The 17,436-nt window shown below is 44.8% G+C and carries 14 protein-coding genes; 2 read left to right on the top strand and 12 right to left on the bottom strand.

What is annotated here, in order from left to right; genetic code table 11:
- Positions 1-30 precede the first annotated feature (30 nt).
- The 11 genes from cobB to BCU07_RS06135 form a co-directional block, all read right to left on the bottom strand.
- Positions 31-765 (bottom strand): Sir2 family NAD+-dependent deacetylase, encoded by a 735-nt coding sequence (gene cobB, locus BCU07_RS06185; RefSeq protein ID WP_017063867.1) that lies wholly within the window; start codon positions 763-765, stop codon positions 31-33.
- A gap of 256 nt (positions 766-1,021) precedes the next feature.
- Positions 1,022-2,242 (bottom strand): ammonium transporter, encoded by a 1,221-nt coding sequence (locus BCU07_RS06180; RefSeq protein ID WP_102428853.1) that lies wholly within the window; start codon positions 2,240-2,242, stop codon positions 1,022-1,024.
- Positions 2,243-2,618: 376 nt separating this feature from the next.
- A complete protein-coding gene (locus BCU07_RS06175) occupies positions 2,619-3,035 on the bottom strand; it encodes a hypothetical protein (protein WP_010440849.1) in 417 nt (138 codons plus the stop codon).
- On the bottom strand, positions 3,019-4,092 hold the full coding sequence (locus BCU07_RS06170) for a formate dehydrogenase subunit gamma (RefSeq protein WP_017068194.1): 1,074 nt from the start codon (positions 4,090-4,092) through the stop codon (positions 3,019-3,021). Before BCU07_RS06170 ends, BCU07_RS06175 begins: the two co-directional genes overlap by 17 nt.
- A 13-nt stretch (positions 4,093-4,105) precedes the next feature.
- Entirely contained in the window at positions 4,106-4,714 is a 609-nt protein-coding gene (gene fdh3B, locus BCU07_RS06165) for a formate dehydrogenase FDH3 subunit beta (protein WP_004742271.1), read from the bottom strand.
- An 11-nt stretch (positions 4,715-4,725) separates the two neighbouring features.
- Positions 4,726-7,581, bottom strand: coding sequence for a formate dehydrogenase subunit alpha (locus tag BCU07_RS06160; protein WP_102428854.1), 2,856 nt, complete (start codon positions 7,579-7,581; stop codon positions 4,726-4,728).
- 10 nt (positions 7,582-7,591) lie between these two features.
- Entirely contained in the window at positions 7,592-7,792 is a 201-nt protein-coding gene (locus tag BCU07_RS06155) for a twin-arginine translocation signal domain-containing protein (protein WP_004733728.1), read from the bottom strand.
- Between the two features lie 76 nt (positions 7,793-7,868).
- Complete coding sequence (locus BCU07_RS06150) at positions 7,869-8,507, bottom strand: molecular chaperone (protein WP_017059621.1); 639 nt, start codon at positions 8,505-8,507, stop codon at positions 7,869-7,871.
- Between the two features lie 9 nt (positions 8,508-8,516).
- Positions 8,517-10,184: a 4Fe-4S dicluster domain-containing protein gene (locus tag BCU07_RS06145; RefSeq protein WP_102428855.1), complete on the bottom strand. Its 1,668-nt coding sequence runs from the start codon at positions 10,182-10,184 to the stop codon at positions 8,517-8,519.
- A 299-nt stretch (positions 10,185-10,483) separates the two neighbouring features.
- Positions 10,484-11,152, bottom strand: coding sequence for a DUF3306 domain-containing protein (locus tag BCU07_RS06140; protein WP_102428856.1), 669 nt, complete (start codon positions 11,150-11,152; stop codon positions 10,484-10,486).
- A complete protein-coding gene (locus BCU07_RS06135; protein ID WP_102428857.1) occupies positions 11,142-11,603 on the bottom strand; it encodes a DUF3305 domain-containing protein in 462 nt (153 codons plus the stop codon). The genes BCU07_RS06140 and BCU07_RS06135 overlap by 11 nt, the downstream gene beginning before the upstream one ends.
- Before the next feature lie 397 nt (positions 11,604-12,000).
- Here BCU07_RS06135 and BCU07_RS06130 point away from each other — a divergent pair, with 397 nt between their 5' ends.
- On the top strand, positions 12,001-12,822 hold the full coding sequence (locus BCU07_RS06130) for a formate dehydrogenase accessory sulfurtransferase FdhD (RefSeq protein WP_017068189.1): 822 nt from the start codon (positions 12,001-12,003) through the stop codon (positions 12,820-12,822).
- A gap of 222 nt (positions 12,823-13,044) precedes the next feature.
- Here the strand turns inward: BCU07_RS06130 and BCU07_RS06125 are convergent, their stop codons facing one another.
- Entirely contained in the window at positions 13,045-14,628 is a 1,584-nt protein-coding gene (locus tag BCU07_RS06125; RefSeq protein ID WP_009846736.1) for an ABC-F family ATPase, read from the bottom strand.
- Positions 14,629-15,090: 462 nt separating this feature from the next.
- Between BCU07_RS06125 and BCU07_RS06120 the strand changes: the two genes are divergently transcribed.
- Positions 15,091-17,436: an ATP-binding protein gene (locus BCU07_RS06120; RefSeq protein ID WP_102428858.1), complete on the top strand. Its 2,346-nt coding sequence runs from the start codon at positions 15,091-15,093 to the stop codon at positions 17,434-17,436.

The following is a 17,436-nucleotide window of genomic DNA, read 5'->3' as shown; positions in this document are numbered from 1 at the left end:
GAAACTGATGTGTGTTATTAAAGACAAGGCTTAGGCCGTTAAAGAACCTTTCTCTGTACATAATAACTCGCCAACCAGTTTAGGCACCTCGATACTCGCCTTGCCGTAGCGCTTCTCTTCAAATTCACTTTCAACCGCACTTGGTTCGAGGTTTATCTCGATAGTATGTGCACCATGCATTTTCGCATCGTGAACAAAGCCTGCCGCTGGATAAACAACACCTGAAGTTCCGATAGAGATAAACAGATCCGCTTCTTCCAGTGCGGAATAAATGTCGCCCATTCTTAGTGGCATTTCGCCAAACCAAACAATATGTGGACGCATTTGTGCAGGGATTTGGCAGCAATGACAAAGTTCACCCGTTTCAATATCGCCTTTGTGCTCTACAACTTGATTGGATTCACTGCAACGCGCTTTTAAAAGTTCACCATGCATGTGAATAATGTTGTTGCTACCGCCTCTCTCGTGCAAATTGTCGATGTTTTGAGTAATGATGGTAACTTTGCCATCAAGCTTGTCTTCGAGCTCTCCTAGCGCCTTGTGGGCTGAATTGGGCTGAATGCTCTCACTTTGCAGGCCGTGACGACGCTTGTTATAGAAGGCTTGTACCAAGTCAGGATCTTTTGCGAACCCTTCAGGCGTCGCTACATCTTCGATTTTGTGGTTTTCCCATAGCCCGTCTTGTGCTCGGAATGTTTGTATCCCCGACTCTGCAGAGATGCCAGCGCCAGTAAGAATTACGATATTTCGATATGGGAAATGCATATAACGTCCTTTTAGATATGTCACTTTGTAACAGCTTAGCACTGTTCAAATTCCAACAATAGTTTTGGGGATTAGACCATAGTCTTAGGCAACTGAATTCATTGGCTATTTGTGACATAACTCGCTTGATAGTTGTGGTTGTTGTTACTCAAATTCTCTGTTTTGCTATCCATAGAAACAAAAAAGCGACCGAAGCCGCTTAGTTCTGTTCAACAGTTGTCTACTTGATGTGCTTTACCCCACCAAGTGAACAACGTTAGTCTTCGTTGATAGAAGAGATCTTATGGATTGAAAGATCCGCGCCGTTGAATTCGTCTTCTTCACTTAAGCGTAGGCCTGTTAGTTTGCTCAACACACCATAAACAATCATTGCGCCAATCAAAGCCACAGCAATGCCCGCTAGTGTACCGACAACTTGAGAAGCAAAGCTCACGCCCCCTAGCCCCCAGAATGTTTGCGAGCCGAAGATACCCGCTGCAATGCCACCCCAAGCGCCACATATGCCGTGTAGAGGCCATACACCTAATACATCATCAATCTGTGTTTTGTTTTGCATGTACGTGAACAGGTAAACAAACAATGCGCCTGCCACGCCGCCAGTCACTAACGCGCCTAATGGGTGCATTAAGTCTGAACCTGCACAAATAGCGACGAGACCAGCCAAAGGACCATTGTGGATGAAGCCCGGGTCATTTTTACCCGCAATTAGAGCCGCAAGAATACCGCCAACCATTGCCATGAGTGAGTTCATCGCCACTAAGCCGCTGATACCATTGATTGCTTGAGCTGACATTACGTTAAAGCCGAACCAACCGACACATAAGATCCAAGAGCCTAGTGCTAAGAATGGGATATTCGATGGTGCGAAGTTGGTGTGTTTGCCTGCACGGATGCGACCTTTACGCATACCTAAGAAGTAAACCGCAACCAAAGCAATCCAACCACCTACGCCGTGAACCACTACCGAGCCTGCGAAGTCATGGAAACCATAGCCAAACAGGCCTTCTAGCCAATCTTGGAAACCAAAGTTACCGTTCCAAATGATGCCTTCGAAAAATGGGTAGATGAAACCAACGGTAAATAACGTTGCGATCAAAATTGGATAGAAACGTGCACGCTCTGCGATACCACCAGAAACAATCGCAGGAATTGCGGCTGCGAAGGTCATTAGGAAGAAGAACTTAACCAGTTCGTAACCATTACCTTGTGAGAGCGTTTCAGCATCGGCAAAAAAGTGTGCACCGTAAGCAACCCAGTAACCGATAAAGAAATAAGCGATGGCGGAGACACCAAAGTCGGAAAGGATTTTAACCAGCGCGTTTACTTGGTTTTTCTTTCGCACGGTACCGACTTCGAGAAAAGCAAAGCCTGCATGCATCAGGAAGACCATGATTGCGCCAAGTAGTAGGAATAAAGTATCTGAACTTTGGGTAAGGGTTTGTACTGCACTATGAACTTGAGTCACCGTTTCACTCATTAAAGCATTCTCCTTCGCTTTATCTGATTTGCACTGATATCGTGCGATTCAATGTTGTAATTAATTAAAGACTCAACAGTAAACGCAAGATGTGTTCCAAGTGTTAAGGGTAATTTTCGTGCAACAGTTTTTGCTTTTAACTTACTGATTAATTGATAATAAATTTATCGGTGCACTTTCTTGGTTCTTAATGAGCGTGAAAATGGAAACAAGAATTGCACCAATTAAGGGAGTTGCACCATATTGAAGCGGTCAATACTATGCTTCATTAAGTTTCGTTGCTGATTAGAAACAAAAAGCCCAATGACCGAAATCATTGGGCTTTCAAAAGGACTATTGTGCTAGATAATTCGCTATCTAGTGAGCCGATACTCGACTACAAGTTTGGACCTGTTGTCGGGTTTTGCGGTAGGTTTTGACTTAAACGCTGCATACCTTGATACATGCGGATAAACCAGACCACAATCGCAACACCACCAAACAGCATGCCTACATACGGAATGTAGTAAGCGATGTCATCGATAATATGGTTTTGATACCAGTAATCGTTCACACCGATTAACACCCCGTTAGAGGTCGCTACCGTTACGATAAGAACGACGAAGAACGTCAGGTTCAAGAAGAAAGAGCGAATTAATCCGTAGTAATGAGTATCCACTACTTCACCATCTTCGCCTTTGTCTAAACGATAACCCGCGTAGATAATCGCAATCACACCAGAGAGAAGACAAGTAAATGGCGTAAAGCAGCTTAGTATGTAAGCGACCCAAATACCTTTATGAGGTTTGTTCATTCTTATTCACCCCTTCCGTTTTCTCTGTTGCTGCGTTAGCGCTTTGTTCAACGCCGTTTTTCTCTTGTTCCATCACTTCTTTGTACCAAAGATCATGGTGCTCTTTAGCCCAAGTCTCATCAACTTCGCCTGTTACCATGCCTTCTAGTGCCCCTTCCATACCGAACAAGCCGATGTAGATGTGGAACACAAAGCCACAGATAAGGATCAAAGCAGCCAACATGTGGACTAGGTTTGAAAGCTCCATATCACGACGCGTTTGACCGAAGATTGGGAAGTCTAAAACCAAGCCACTGATCGCAGCCACACTACCCATTACAATCAATAGCCAGAACAGCGCTTTTTCACCCGCGTTCGAAAACTCTGCAGATGGATGAGAACCTTTATGTTTCCCAACCATACCGCCCAGTTTCATGAACCACTGTACATCGACCATCTTGAAAATAGACTTGCGCCACCACTTGATGAGAACAGCCATCAACAGCACATAGAAAATCGGGCCGATGTAGTTGTGGTATTGCTTCGCCAATAGAACGATGAAGCCCCAAAGGTCTGTTGGAATGTACGGCTTCAAGAAGTGCTTACCGTAAACCAACATCAAACCACTGAACGCCAGTGTTAAGAAGGTAAACGCCATACTCCAGTGCAAGGCACGGTCTAGTCGAGACCAACGTTTGATCTTACGGCCTGTTCTTGGCGCGCTTAGCATTAGCGGGCCAATCACAACGTACATCAAAGTCACGAAAGCAATACTGCCAAAGATAGCGACGGCACCGGCTGGTGACATCCACTTCTCTTTCAATATGTACCACGTTTGACCTGGAGTACTGATCAACACACCATGCTCAGCTGATTGAGATGTGGTGTAACCTTCCTCACCGTTTCTCACTTGTCGCCAAAAATCGGCGCCAGCAAGTTGTGTGATTTCTCGTTGAGCAGAGCTCGATTGAGTTTGTGATGAGTTCGTCTCAGATGCATGACTCATAGGAGAAAGCATTGTTAGTGCTGCCAACATTGGCAGCACTACAAGGAAGAGACGCTTAAACATTGTAAGCATATGTCTCTCCTACTTAGCTCTTAGTCGCATCGTAAGAAAGGTCGTTGCCGTCTGTCCAACCTGCACCTTTCGCACCACGTTCAACAACACGCTGACGGAAAACATCAGAAACTTTCTCTGCGTCACCCGCTAGCAGTGCCTTAGTTGAACAAAGCGAAGCACACATTGGCAGTTTGCCTTCAGCAATACGGTTCGCACCGTATTTTTGACGCTCTTCAACAGAACCTGGCTCTGTTTCTGGGCCGCCAGCACAGAAGGTACATTTGTCCATCTTACCGCGCTCACCAAACGCTTCCTGTTTAGGGAATTGAGGTGCGCCAAACGGACAAGCAAACAAGCAGTAACCACAACCAATACATAGGTCTTTATTGTGAAGTACGATGCCGTCTTCTGTATGTTCAAAACAGTCTGCCGGGCAAACTGCCATACAAGGGGCATCAGTACAGTGCATACACGCTACTGAGATAGAGTTTTCACCTGGTTCGCCATCGTTCAGTGTCACAACGCGACGACGTTGAATACCCCATTCCAGAGCATCATCATTTTCATTCTTACATGCAGTGACACAACCGTTACATTCGATACAACGCTTGGTGTCACAAAGAAATTTCATTCTAGCCATTTTAAGACTCCTTACGCTTTACGAATATTACAAAGGGTTACTTTCGTTTCCTGCATCAACGTGACAGGGTCGTAACCGTATGTGGTTGCTGTGTTAGCAGCTTCACCAATAACGTAAGGATCAGTGCCTTCTGGGTATTTAGAACGCAAATCTTCGCCTTGGAACTTACCACCGAAGTGGAATGGGATGAATGCCAGACCCGGTTTCACACGACGTGTAACCATCGCTTTCACCTTAATACGGCCCTTCTCTGCACCCTCAACCCAAACATCGTCACCGTCTTTAAAGCCGATGTCGTTTGCATCTTTCGGGTTCACTTCAACAAACATCTCTTGCTGTAGTTCTGCTAGCCAAGGGTTAGAACGGGTTTCTTCACCACCACCTTCGTACTCAACCAAACGACCAGAGGTCAGGATAATCGGGTATTCGCCAGATTTGTCTTGCTCTTGAATCGACTTGTAAAGCGTAGGAACACGGAAGATAGCTTCTTTGTCGTCCCACGTTGGGTAATCAGCAACTAGGTCGCGACGTGGCGTGTAAAGTGGCTCACGGTGCAGTGGTACACGGTCTGGGAATGTCCAAACAATCGCACGTGCTTTCGCATTACCAAATGGGATACAGCCGTGTTTAATTGCCACACGTTGGATACCACCTGAAACGTCAGTCTTCCAGTTTTTGCCTTCAGCAGCCGCTTTCTCTTCTGCAGTTAGATCATCCCACCAACCCAGTTGTTTCAGTAGTTTGTCACTGAACTCTGGGTAGCCGTCTTTGATCTCACAGCCTTTCGAGTAGCTGTCTTCTGCCAGTAGGCTTTGACCTTCAAACTCAACACCAAAACGAGTACGGAAGTTACCACCACCTTCAGCAACCGTCTTAGACGTATCGTAAAGGATGTGTGTACCCGGATGTTTCATCTCTGGTGTGCCCCAACATGGCCAAGGTAGACCGTAAGTCTCGCCATTTGCTGGACCGCCTTCTGCTTCTAGAGACGTTTTGTGGAATGTGTGCCAATTCTGTTGGTGTTCTTTCAAACGCTCAGGGCTTTGGCCTGTGTAGCCGATTGTCCACATACCTTTGTTGAATTCACGTGTAATATCTTCAATCAGTGGTTGGTTGTTCTCAACACGGATGTTTTTGAACAGCTGATCAGAGAAACCAAGCTTCTTAGAAAGCAGGTACATGATTTCGTGGTCAGGTTTAGATTCGAATAGAGGATCAACAACCTTGTCACGCCACTGTAGAGAACGGTTTGACGCCGTTACACTGCCGTAGGTTTCAAACTGAGTCGTTGCTGGTAGCAGGTAAACGCCGTCGGTACGATCATTCATTACCGCTGCAACCGTTGGGTATGGGTCAACAATAACCATCATATCCAGCTTCTGCATCGCTTTTTTCATCTCTGGACCACGAGTCTGAGAGTTCACCGCGTGACCCCAGTAGAACATGGCACGGATGTTTTCGCGTTGGCGAATCTTGTCTTTGTCTTCAAGTACGCCATCAACCCAACGAGATACAGGAATACCTGCACTGTTCATTGGTTTTTGACCGCCGTATGCGTTGTCGTCGAAACGGCCTTTCACCCAGTCAAAGTCGATACCCCAAACTTTTGACCAGTGACGCCAAGAACCTTCAGACAAGCCGTAGTAGCCTGGAAGTGTGTCTGACAGTACGCCAAGGTCAGTTGCGCCCTGTACGTTATCGTGACCACGGAAGATGTTTGCACCGCCGCCTGATTTACCGATGTTACCTAGCGCAAGCTCAAGTACACAGTAAGCGCGTGTGTTGTTGTTACCAGTCGTGTGCTGAGTACCACCCATACACCAAACGATACAACCCGGACGGTTTTCAGAAAGTAGTTTCGCGGTGTGGTATACGTCTTTTTCACTAACACCAGTTACGCGTTCAACTTCTGCTGGGTTCCACTTCGCGACTTCTTCACGGATCTCGTCCATGCCGAATACACGTTGTTTAATGAACTCTTTGTCTTCCCATTGGTTTGCAAAGACGTGCCATAACACACCCCAGATAAACGCAACGTCAGAACCTGGACGAAGAGAAACGTAGTGATCTGATTTCGCAGCAGTACGCGTACGACGAGGATCCGCAACAACGATCTTACAGTTGTTCTTCTCTTTCGCGATCAAGATGTGTTGCATCGCTACTGGGTGAGCTTCCGCTGGGTTTGAACCAATGAACAGCATCGATTTACAGTTGTGCATGTCATTGAACGAGTTTGTCATTGCACCGTAACCCCAAGTGTTCGCAACACCGGCTACTGTGGTTGAGTGACAAATACGTGCTTGGTGGTCAACGTTGTTGGTGCCCCAAAGCGAAGCCATCTTACGGAATGCATAAGCTTGCTCGTTACTGTGTTTCGCACTACCTAGGAAGTAAACTGAATCAGGGCCAGACTCTTTACGAAGTTCTAGCGCTTTGTTACCGATCTCTTCAATCGCTTGTTCCCAAGAAAGCTTCTTCCACTTACCGCCTTCCAATTTCATTGGGTACTTAAGACGACGTTCACCGTGGCCGTGCTCACGAAGTGCTGCACCTTTCGCACAGTGTCCACCAGCGTTGAATGGGTGATCGAATGCAGGCTCTTGACCTGTCCATACGCCATTTTGAACTTCAGCGTAGATACCACAACCCACAGAACAGTGAGAACAGATAGTACGTTTCACTTCTGTTTTCGCTTCTGGATCGACTGATTTAGCCTGTGCTTTCTTCATCATACCTGGTGCAAATAGACTTGCGCCTACCACTGCACCACCAGCAGCTAATGAAGTGTTTTTCATGAAGGCACGTCGAGACACACCTAGCTGATTGGTTTCTTTGCTCACACTATCGGAGCGTTTGACAAGTTTCATCCGTTATCTCCTAAAGTGTGTCGTAGTAATCGCGAATGTGTTGCGTCTCACGATAGCCCGTCTTCTTCATGTCTTCTTTCGGCATTTCAACCGTTTCTGAAGCAGTTGCCACTTTCGTTGTACCAGCGACAACGGCACCAGCAACGGCTGCAGTCGTTAAGCCTTTGAGTAAGTCCCTACGGCTTGTGTTTATTTCTTTATTATCTTTCATCATTGCTTCCTTACCTTACGGTAGATCTTTTTGGAGGCTTAATGCCCCTCTATCGATATAATCGCGTACTGCTCGATTACTCGTAATCAGTGACGTTTTTCACATCAATCTTTAATTTATGCTTGCTGCTTTTGGTATTAACGCTAAAACGCACTTGTTCTAACGTTAAGAATGCTTCACACAGTTGAGCGGCCGATTTGTAGAAGTTCGCGCTTTCTGCCCCTTCAAGCTGACGCGTGAAAGAGTTAAACCAAGGGCCAAGGTGCTTATTGAATACCGCCTGTTGCAGTGCTTCTTCTTCAGCCGTTAGCATCGCCATCACTTCACACAGTGCTGCGATATGATCTTCCGGCTCTTTCACTTGATCGTCACGCTCAATGCCTAAAAGCTCTAAGTCATGACGAATCTCTGCCAATGGTTTTTCCATCATGGCGCCAGTGCGATGCCAAGAACCAAATGGAACGACTTCTCCACGCCCAATACCGATGAACAAATCTTGATATTCGTCTTCAAGAGCTTCACGGTTTGATTCTGTTGCCGCTTGTTGAATGGCAATCCAAGCCTTTTGCATTGCGCTTTCAGACGCTTCAATATCGAGTGTTTTTAGAAAGTCGATCACCTCTTCAGAAGGTGCGCTGCGAAACAGTGCGGATAGAACCAAATAGATCTCAGTTCTTAGTGTCTGTTCTTGTGCCTGATCCAAATTCGTTTCCAAGGCTAACTCCTAGTATTTCAATTGTTTCAATGGGTCTTGAGCCATTGAATCGAACATATCCACCACACGGCAGTCTTCACACATAGCAATACGATTAATCGCTGCTTCATCTGAAAAGTGAGAGTGACCGCGTAACTTGTTCTGTAACATGTCAATCATAGACTGAGGTGCGAATGGCTTATGACAACGAATACATTCCGCTGCTTTCTCTTCATGAATTACAACAGCCTTCTGACGCTCTTCTTTAACCCAATTCATGCGAGGCGTTAGAGTCAGAACATTTTCAGGACATGCTTTTTCACACAAGCCACATTGAATACAGTCTTGTTCTACAAACTTAAGTGATGGAGACGCGCCGTCGGTATGAAGCGCACGTGTCGGACACACAGCCACACAGCTCATACATAACGTACAATCTTTGCTATCACACGAAACGTTGCCGTAAGGTGCGTTTGACGGAAGCTCAACAATATTTTCAACAGGAATACGAGCTGAAGACATCGCATCAAGTGCTGTAAATAGACGTTGGCGCTTGTTGCCTTGAAGATCGCCAAGTGCAAGGTCGAATGAATCCACACAAAGTGTTGGAGGACATTCACGTAGAGATTCTAAGTACAGAATATCGATGGTTTCTTTTGGAATACCGATTTGATCTAGTAGTTCTTGAGCAATCCCTACTTCGTTATTCAGAACACGAATGATCGTTTCTGGCATAAAGCGCGATGCGGCAAACAGAACCTGAGTTGCGCCATTAACTAAAGCTGCAAACCAAGTATCGATACCAATAGATGGCAGTTCTTCTACGACAATTGGAATCACGTTATCTGGTAGCGCCTTAAGTGCCATCACGTTATAGGTTTCATGACGCGAGCTACAGATAAGCACTATGGGATCCAGACCGCCCGCTTGCTCATAGTTCGCTAGCGTACGTTCAATAAACTTTTGAGTGTCGTCAGGGTTTGGAAGCGCATAGGTAATCGCTTCTGTCGGACAGCTCGTTGCACAAGTACCCACGCCTTGACATAGGTAAGGGTTAATCTCGATCTTATGACCCGTCTTATCTGAGCCTTCACTTGAAAGTGCACCAGCAGGACAAGCATCAACACAACGCTCACAACCTTTAACACCACGAGAACTGTGTGCACATAGGTCTGTGTCCAAACGGAAGAACTTAGGCTTATCAAACGTGCCCATTAACGTAGGAATTTCTTCTAACGCTTCAGCCAGTTTTGGATAACCACGACCTACTGGGTAATAACCAGGAACAGGCACTTCTTCAGTCATGCAGCTATTCAGACATAAGTCCAAAACCACATCAAAACAGTCATGATTGATTGCTACTTTTGCAAGGTTATTGGTTCGGCCTTTGTTTTCGATTAGAACTTCGAACGTACCAAGGAACCCTGAAACCTGAACAGCATTTGCGTAGTAAAGCTCTGACTCAGTATTCGTCGCCTTCACACCATCTGTCGAAAGCAGTGTTAGGCTTGTTAACTGAGGTAATTGAGCCGCAGCACTTTCAATGATCGCAGTTGGACCAATAACAAGTGTATTACCGCCGCTTTCGTAGCTAACAGTAGGTGGAATCAGATTTGTTAACTCAACTGTATTTTCAAATGCATACAGTCTTGCTTTAGCGTTATTTGAATTTGCTTGTTCTAATAATTGTTTAAGCATTGCTCAGTTCCATCTTTGGACATGGATAATCTGTTCAACCTTTATTGTAGTAAGCGAGAGAGAACTTGCTGAGTAATCCGTTAACAACTAACCCTTTAGCCAGTGTGTCGTTCGTCAGACCGTGAACTCGTCTATCTACAAAAAAGTTGATAATGAACGTTATTTTGCAAATGCCATGCCAATTTAATATGCCTTATATTTCAGTGACTTAATCCTATATAACGTTTATTGTGCGTATAAAAAAACCGCTTGGGACATTTTGTCGCAAGCGGTTCATTGAGTGTTTAGTCAAAATGTACCTATTCTTTGTGTGGTATATTTTGTCCCACCTCTTTCAGGTCTGCTTCGTCTGACATTGTAGCGTTATTATCCGATACTGTGTTTTTATACAGTTCTTTTTCTTGTTCGGTTATTTCGGCACTTTCTGACGTTTCAAGTTTATTATCAGATACCTCAAGATCGCTTTCAGAATTTTCTAAAACTTCATCTTCGTCTTTATTATCAATGATTTGCTCTTCTTCTGGCGCAGTTTCTTCTTCCGTTTTGTCTTTAACCCAATCACGCAAGGTTTCCGCAACCCCTTCAGAAAGAGACTTCAAATTACTGTAATCGTCATCGTAATCGTCTAAGCCATCACGTACGTTAAACTCTTCTGAGAGAAATAACTTACGTAATGCGGCTTTTTTTACGCTTTCTGATGCTTCTGATACCAATAATTGAGCCATAGACAGCTCTTCAGTCGCCTCTGATGCCGACTCTTTAGTGTCACCTGACTCTTCTAAAGCGTTAGTTGGCTCGATAGAAGCTGGGTCATTTGGTGCGAGTTCTTCAGCAGAGGTGCGTGTTTGAGAAGCAGACTCAGGAGAGGTAACCGAGGTTTCCTCAAGAGGCTGTTCAGCTTCACGCGCTTTATCAGTCGATTCATCGAACTTTCGTTGAGACCAACGGCTAAAAAAGTTAGTTGCCATTTGATCGACCCGCGCCTTTACGTTTCTTACGTCTTGCTTCTAATAACTCACCATGACGACCGATGAACGCTTCCATCCAAGCTTGTACAGGTAAAGGCATGTCGTATGACAATACTTGGTTATCTCCGTCCATGTATTGGCCTGCGACTGTTTGTGATGCTGTCAGTAATTGAATAATAGGTTTACCGGAGTCAACATTATCCATAACTAAGAATAGCTTAGGTTGCTGAGAGCTTAGGTTGAAACGATAGTCTGTACGCTCGTCTTTGTGCAACTGAAGCGAACATACGTCTGGGGTTTCATGTTCAGGTGATAATTCAAAACCGATGAGTTCCCATTGAGTTGTTACCCAAATGCCAGTTTTGATCTCTTTCTCTATTCTTTGGACACCTATTGGCCAAGCTGATTCTGTTTTTTCGTAGTGTTCTTGGAATTCTTTTATCTCAGACATACTGCACCCAATTGATTTTCTTTATTCTGATCGTACGTAGGACATTTTGTACTTCGCATAATCATATACCCTCTACAAAGCAATAAACACGCCAATACATTTTAAGTCCTGCTCCGTCTTTAGTGCGTTTGTCGTAAAGTTACCCCTATAACGTTAGTCGATCGCGCTGGTTTGAGATAGTTAGTCTCGGTGAACTCTCATATTTTGCGCTATTTTAATCGAATGCTTCATGTTTTCTCGAATAGCCGCTATTTTGGAATGAGAATTGCTAAATGCTTGAGTTAAAGCTAAGACTGACTAAGTGACAGAGAACGCATGTATTCTAAAGAGTCGTATGATGACTCTTGCCTAACTTCTTATCCCTTATAATCGCTATCTCATTAAGTAGGACGTGACTGTGGTAAAACCAAACATAATAAAAACCAGTGAAAACCCACTTCAGACCATCGAAGTTGAAGTGTTTGATGAATATGGCGAAAAGCTAACGAAACAAATTGCGTGCGAGCGCCCTCTTACCGTTATGTTGAACTGGAAAGAGATCGTAACTCTAATGACATTGGGTTCACGCCCGGAAGCATTAGTCTTGGGTTATTTGAAAAACCAAAGCTTCCTTTCTGATCCAGAAGCCGTTGAATCAATCATCATCGACTGGGAAACCAGCTCAGCAGCGGTTATCACCAAAGAAGATACGAGCCAACTTGAGCAAGCGCTTAAGAAGAAGACAGTTACCTCTGGCTGTGGCCAAGGTACCATGTATGGCAACGTGATGAAGCAATTGGAAGATTACCAAGTGCCTCAAACCAAGATTAAGCAATCTGAAATCTATACGGCTCTAGAAGCGCTGACTCATTATAACGACACCTACAAGAAAGCGGGTGCGGTTCATGGCTGTGCTGTTTGCAAAGACGACAAGGTTCTATCGTTTGTTGAAGATGTTGGCCGACACAATGCCGTTGATACATTGGCTGGTGAGATGTGGCTTAACAAAGAGACAGGTGAAGATAAGATCTTCTACACCACAGGCCGTTTAACGTCTGAGATGGTGATTAAGGTTGCGCAGATGGGAATCCCTGTTCTACTGTCACGCTCTGGCGTTACACAAATGGGCTTAGATTTAGCGCAGAAGTTCGGCATCACTACGATTGCTCGCGCTAAAGGTTTACGCTTCCAAGTGTTCACGGGTGCAGACAAGATTGACTTTGATGTGAAAGGTGAATAATCAGCAGTCGGAAAAAAGCGTAGGTTTGATTGGTGATTCACTAACCGCTTCTAATTGTAAAGTTCTGATGTAAATAGTTAGTGACCCATCAAGGATAAATACATAGAAACTTAACTAGATACAAAAACGCCGTCATGCTTTTTAGTATGACGGCGTTTTTAATTTTCAATTTATAGCTTAATTTCCAACGCATAGAGTTGAAAACTAAGGCTAACTTAAAGCTTAGCCGCGTGCTTTCAAGAACTCAGCGTAAGTACCGCGGAAATCGTTGATCTTGCCATCTTTGATTTCAAGGATACGAGTTGCAAGCGAGTCTACGAATACACGGTCGTGAGATACGAAGAACAATGTGCCTTTGTAGTTCTCAAGAGCCAAGTTAAGCGCTTCGATAGATTCCATATCCATGTGGTTTGTTGGCTCATCCATTAGCAGGATGTTTGGTTTATGCATCATGATCTTACCAAGAAGCATACGACCTTGCTCACCACCAGAGATAACCTTTACAGATTTCTTAATGTCGTCTTGACCAAATAGCATACGACCTAGGAAGCCACGAACAACTTGCTCGTCTTCGCCTTCTTGGCGCCATTGGCTCATCCAATCAAACAGGTTCATGTCTGTCTCGAAATCGTGTGCGTGATCTTGAGCGTAGTAACCGATGTTTGAGTTTTCAGACCACTTGTACTCACCTGTGCGAGGCTCAAGAGCGCCAGCTAGTGTGTTAAGTAGTGTTGTTTTACCCACACCGTTCTCACCGATGATAGCAACACGCTCACCTACTTCGAAAATACCGTCGAACTTGTTGTATAGGTCTTCTTCAAAACCTTGAGATAGGTTTTCAACCACAAGTGCGTTACGGAATAGCTCTTTAGACTGTTCGAAACGGATGAATGGGTTTTGACGGCTAGACGCTTTAACTTCGTCTAGTTGGATCTTATCGATCTGCTTAGCACGTGACGTTGCTTGCTTCGCTTTAGATGCGTTAGCAGAGAAACGAGATACGAACGTTTGAAGTTCAGCAATTTGTGCTTTCTTCTTAGCGTTGTCAGACAGTAGACGCTCACGAGCTTGAGTCGCAGCCGTCATGTACTCATCGTAGTTACCTGGGAATAGACGAAGTTCGCCGTAATCAAGGTCAGCCATGTGTGTACAAACAGAGTTTAGGAAGTGACGGTCGTGCGAAATGATGATCATTGTGCAGTTACGTTGGTTTAGCGTATCTTCCAACCACTTGATGGTGTCCATGTCCAGGTTGTTCGTTGGTTCGTCAAGAAGCATGATATGCGGGTCTGCAAACAGTACTTGAGACAATAGAACACGAAGTTTCCAACCCGGTGCTACTTCGCTCATCAGACCGAAGTGCATTGATTCTTCAATACCTACCGCTAGAAGAAGCTCACCAGCTTTAGCTTCTGCCATGTAGCCGTCCATTTCAGCGAACTGAACTTCAAGGTCAGCCACTTTCATGCCGTCTTCTTCGCTCATTTCTGGCAAAGAGTAAATGCGGTCACGCTCTTGCTTAATAGCCCAAAGCTCTTTGTGACCCATGATAACCGTGTCGATTACCGTGAATTCTTCGTAAGCAAACTGGTCTTGGTTTAGCTTAGCAACGCGCTCGTTTGGATCGTAGCTTACGTTACCAGCACTTGGCTCAAGTTCACCAGATAGGATCTTCATGAACGTCGATTTACCACAGCCATTCGCGCCGATTAAACCGTAGCGGTTGCCTTCGCCGAACTTAACTGAAATATTTTCGAAAAGTGGCTTAGCGCCGAATTGTTGGGTGATATTTGCTGTGGAGATCAATGCCATTACCTTTTTAATGTGAAAAACGCCGCAACGTTACTTGTTCAGGGCTTTAACTGCAAGTATTGATTGCAATTACTGGCCATTAAGTGAGTGATAACCTAGCCAAATCATAGTTTGAACTGACTCACATTTTTGGTTTTCTATTTATCGCCGTAAAACCGTCGATTTTAAGGAAAAACAAAATATCGAACAGCGCACCATAATGGGCGGTATATAACGTCCCAAATCATGCCAACCATTGAATATATCGTATGCTGATTGGTCACAGTAAAAGCCAACCCGATCAACGCAACAGAAGACATAATAAAGATGCTCAAATACTAGCCTAATCCCTGACAATTTCATGACAAAATCGCTCGAAACAGGAATAAAGTACTCGCCCCCGACACGGGGTTGGATTTCACAAAGTCAGATTATCTAACTATAGTAATCCTAACCTCATAATTCTAAGAGACTTTTATGCGTTCACTATCGCGCTTCTTAATCCTCACTTTGGCCATTCTCTCTTGGCCTAGTCATGCCAACTTGGAATATGACTTACAATCTCAGCCGCAGGTATCCGATTCTGCTGTTGATCTCGATGATCGAATTGATTCGTTACCCGACCCCCTCTTTATGGAACCGTCGGACAGACGCCAAGTCAATATATTGCTCGCTGAAGTGCTACAAGTTCAAAAGCAGGAAATCAAAACCTTCGAGCAACAGATAAAAGCCTACAGAGCGAACAACGACGCCGATCAATGGTTTGCCGTTCAAACCAGTTACGTCACTTTGAATAGCTTGAATGTGAGCAAGCAACACCTGTTAGAGCAGACGAATTCCGCTAATAAAGAGCGCCTAACGGGTTTTGGCCCCTACGGCGTAACTCAATTTAAGCAAGAGTGGGAATTAACCAAGCTCAACATTGAGTATCTTGTTTATTTCCAAATTCGTAGCTTTAAAGCGCTTGTTAAAGACATCTTTATTTCGCCAGTGCCAGTGATTGGTGCCTCACTAAAAGTGTTATTCATCTACTTCGGTTTAGTGTGGTGGCTTGCCAACAGCACCCGCTTGATTGAACTGTTTCGAATTAACTTTCTTGAAGCGAAAACGAACCCTCCTTTTCTGGTTCGCGTGATTTGGTATATCAGCCGCGCTGATCGTGCGATTGCTTGGCTAATTGCCATCACATTGTCATTGAGAGTGCTTTCTAGTATCCCTAGTCTTCAACATTTGATTTTCCTGGAGATCTTCACTTGGTGGATTCTAGGTGGTTCGATTGCCATCAGCTTTATTTTGGAATTTGCCTACCGTTTAGGTCGTACATCAAATCAAGAAGTGATAGCACTACGCCTATCGACTATTCGTCGTTACGTGTGGAGCTTCATCGTTGCGGGTGTGATTCTCCAGATATCAAGTATTACGCTAGGCAAAGGTACGATTTACAGCTGGATTTACAGCGCTCTGTTTTTCTGGTTTGTGCTGGTCACGATCTCAGTTCTCAGACTATGGAGAGCGAAGGTCTTCGATACGTTGCAACACATCTCTGATCGCCCGGTTTGGGTGAATTGGGCAGTAAACCGCAAGGATACCTTCTTACTTAATATATTGGCGACGGCCATTGGCATCGTGTGGTTGAGTGTTTACAACTTTCAACATCGAATTATGGCCCTGCTATCCAATTACACTTTGTTTAGCCAGGCCTTAGCTTATCTATTTAGAATTGAAGTTGCTAAACAGTCTGACCTTGATAAGAATCAGCAAAACTTGGTTCGAATCAAAGGCGATCAAACCTATGAATACATTCTTCCGGGTAATATCGACAGTACGTTGATAGATTACGCGGGAGATGAAATTAAGCAGTTATCACGCTACTTAATGTCAGACAGCCCGGCTATCTGTATTGTGTCTGGCGAACGTGGTGTCGGCGCGACAACGCTGCTATATACCTTACTGCACAAAGTCTCTAACGCTGAGCCTGTATACGTGAGTTGCCCTTATGCGGGTTACCAAGAGCTTTTAGCGCATTTAGCCGTGAGCATTGGCTTGGACGAAGAAGCGACTGAAATTCAAATATTAGCGCATCTTCGTAAGAGCAATACCACTTACCTTATCGCGATTGATAACGCACAACGACTGGTGCAACCAATGGTCGGTGGCCTGTCTGATTTGATTCGTTTGACCAACCTTCTGCGTCGTTCTAAAAAGAACCACCGTGTCGTGATATCGATCGCCAAATCAAGCTGGCGATTTGTGGATAGAGCGCGTGGCGAACGTTTGCTGTTTGACTTGGTGTGTTTCCTTCCGCGTTGGACAGAGAAACAAGTGGGTGAACTTCTAAATAGCCGTATCAATACGGAGCTTGAGAAGCCGTTGTCTTTTGATGGTTTAGTAGTCCCTAAGCAATGGGACCAAGATGATATGAGTGAAGAAGAACGTGCACGCCAAGGTTTCTATCGAATTTTGTGGCACTATTCTGATGGCAACCCTACCGTTGCGCTGCGTTTCTTCCGACTCTCTTTGAACCGAAACAAAGAGACAGATCAAGCAGTGGTGCGTCTGTTCCATGTTCCTGAAGCCCAGGAGCTGGAAAATATGCCGAAACCTATGCTGGCTGTACTTCGTTCTATCGTACAACTGGAAATCGCTTCTCCGGAAGTATTGTCTGAATGTACACAGCTGAGCACGGCAGAGATAACGGGGATTCTGCGTTACTTTGAAAGCCGTGGTTATATTGGTTGGCATGAAGAAAAGGCTCGGATTTCTGAGCACTGGTTCCGCCATATTACGAACGTTCTCGACCGTCAACATCTACTGGTGAAGTAA

Source organism: Vibrio sp. 10N.261.54.E10, assembly GCF_002877735.2.
Classification (GTDB): domain Bacteria; phylum Pseudomonadota; class Gammaproteobacteria; order Enterobacterales; family Vibrionaceae; genus Vibrio; species Vibrio crassostreae_C.
Note: the sequence above shows the minus strand (reverse complement) of the source record. Positions and strands in the feature narration are given on the sequence as shown.

Bases quoted from the DNA above. Each gene is read 5' to 3' on its own strand.
- cobB (WP_017063867.1), bottom strand. From the start codon at position 765: ATGCATTTCCCATATCGAAATATCGTAATTCTTACTGGCGCTGGCATC.
- BCU07_RS06180 (WP_102428853.1), bottom strand. From the start codon at position 2,242: ATGAGTGAAACGGTGACTCAAGTTCATAGTGCAGTACAAACCCTTACC.
- BCU07_RS06175 (WP_010440849.1), bottom strand. From the start codon at position 3,035: ATGAACAAACCTCATAAAGGTATTTGGGTCGCTTACATACTAAGCTGC.
- BCU07_RS06170 (WP_017068194.1), bottom strand. From the start codon at position 4,092: ATGCTTACAATGTTTAAGCGTCTCTTCCTTGTAGTGCTGCCAATGTTG.
- fdh3B (WP_004742271.1), bottom strand. From the start codon at position 4,714: ATGGCTAGAATGAAATTTCTTTGTGACACCAAGCGTTGTATCGAATGT.
- BCU07_RS06160 (WP_102428854.1), bottom strand. From the start codon at position 7,581: ATGAAACTTGTCAAACGCTCCGATAGTGTGAGCAAAGAAACCAATCAG.
- BCU07_RS06155 (WP_004733728.1), bottom strand. From the start codon at position 7,792: ATGAAAGATAATAAAGAAATAAACACAAGCCGTAGGGACTTACTCAAA.
- BCU07_RS06145 (WP_102428855.1), bottom strand. From the start codon at position 10,184: ATGCTTAAACAATTATTAGAACAAGCAAATTCAAATAACGCTAAAGCA.
- BCU07_RS06140 (WP_102428856.1), bottom strand. From the start codon at position 11,152: ATGGCAACTAACTTTTTTAGCCGTTGGTCTCAACGAAAGTTCGATGAA.
- BCU07_RS06135 (WP_102428857.1), bottom strand. From the start codon at position 11,603: ATGTCTGAGATAAAAGAATTCCAAGAACACTACGAAAAAACAGAATCA.
- BCU07_RS06120 (WP_102428858.1), top strand. From the start codon at position 15,091: ATGCGTTCACTATCGCGCTTCTTAATCCTCACTTTGGCCATTCTCTCT.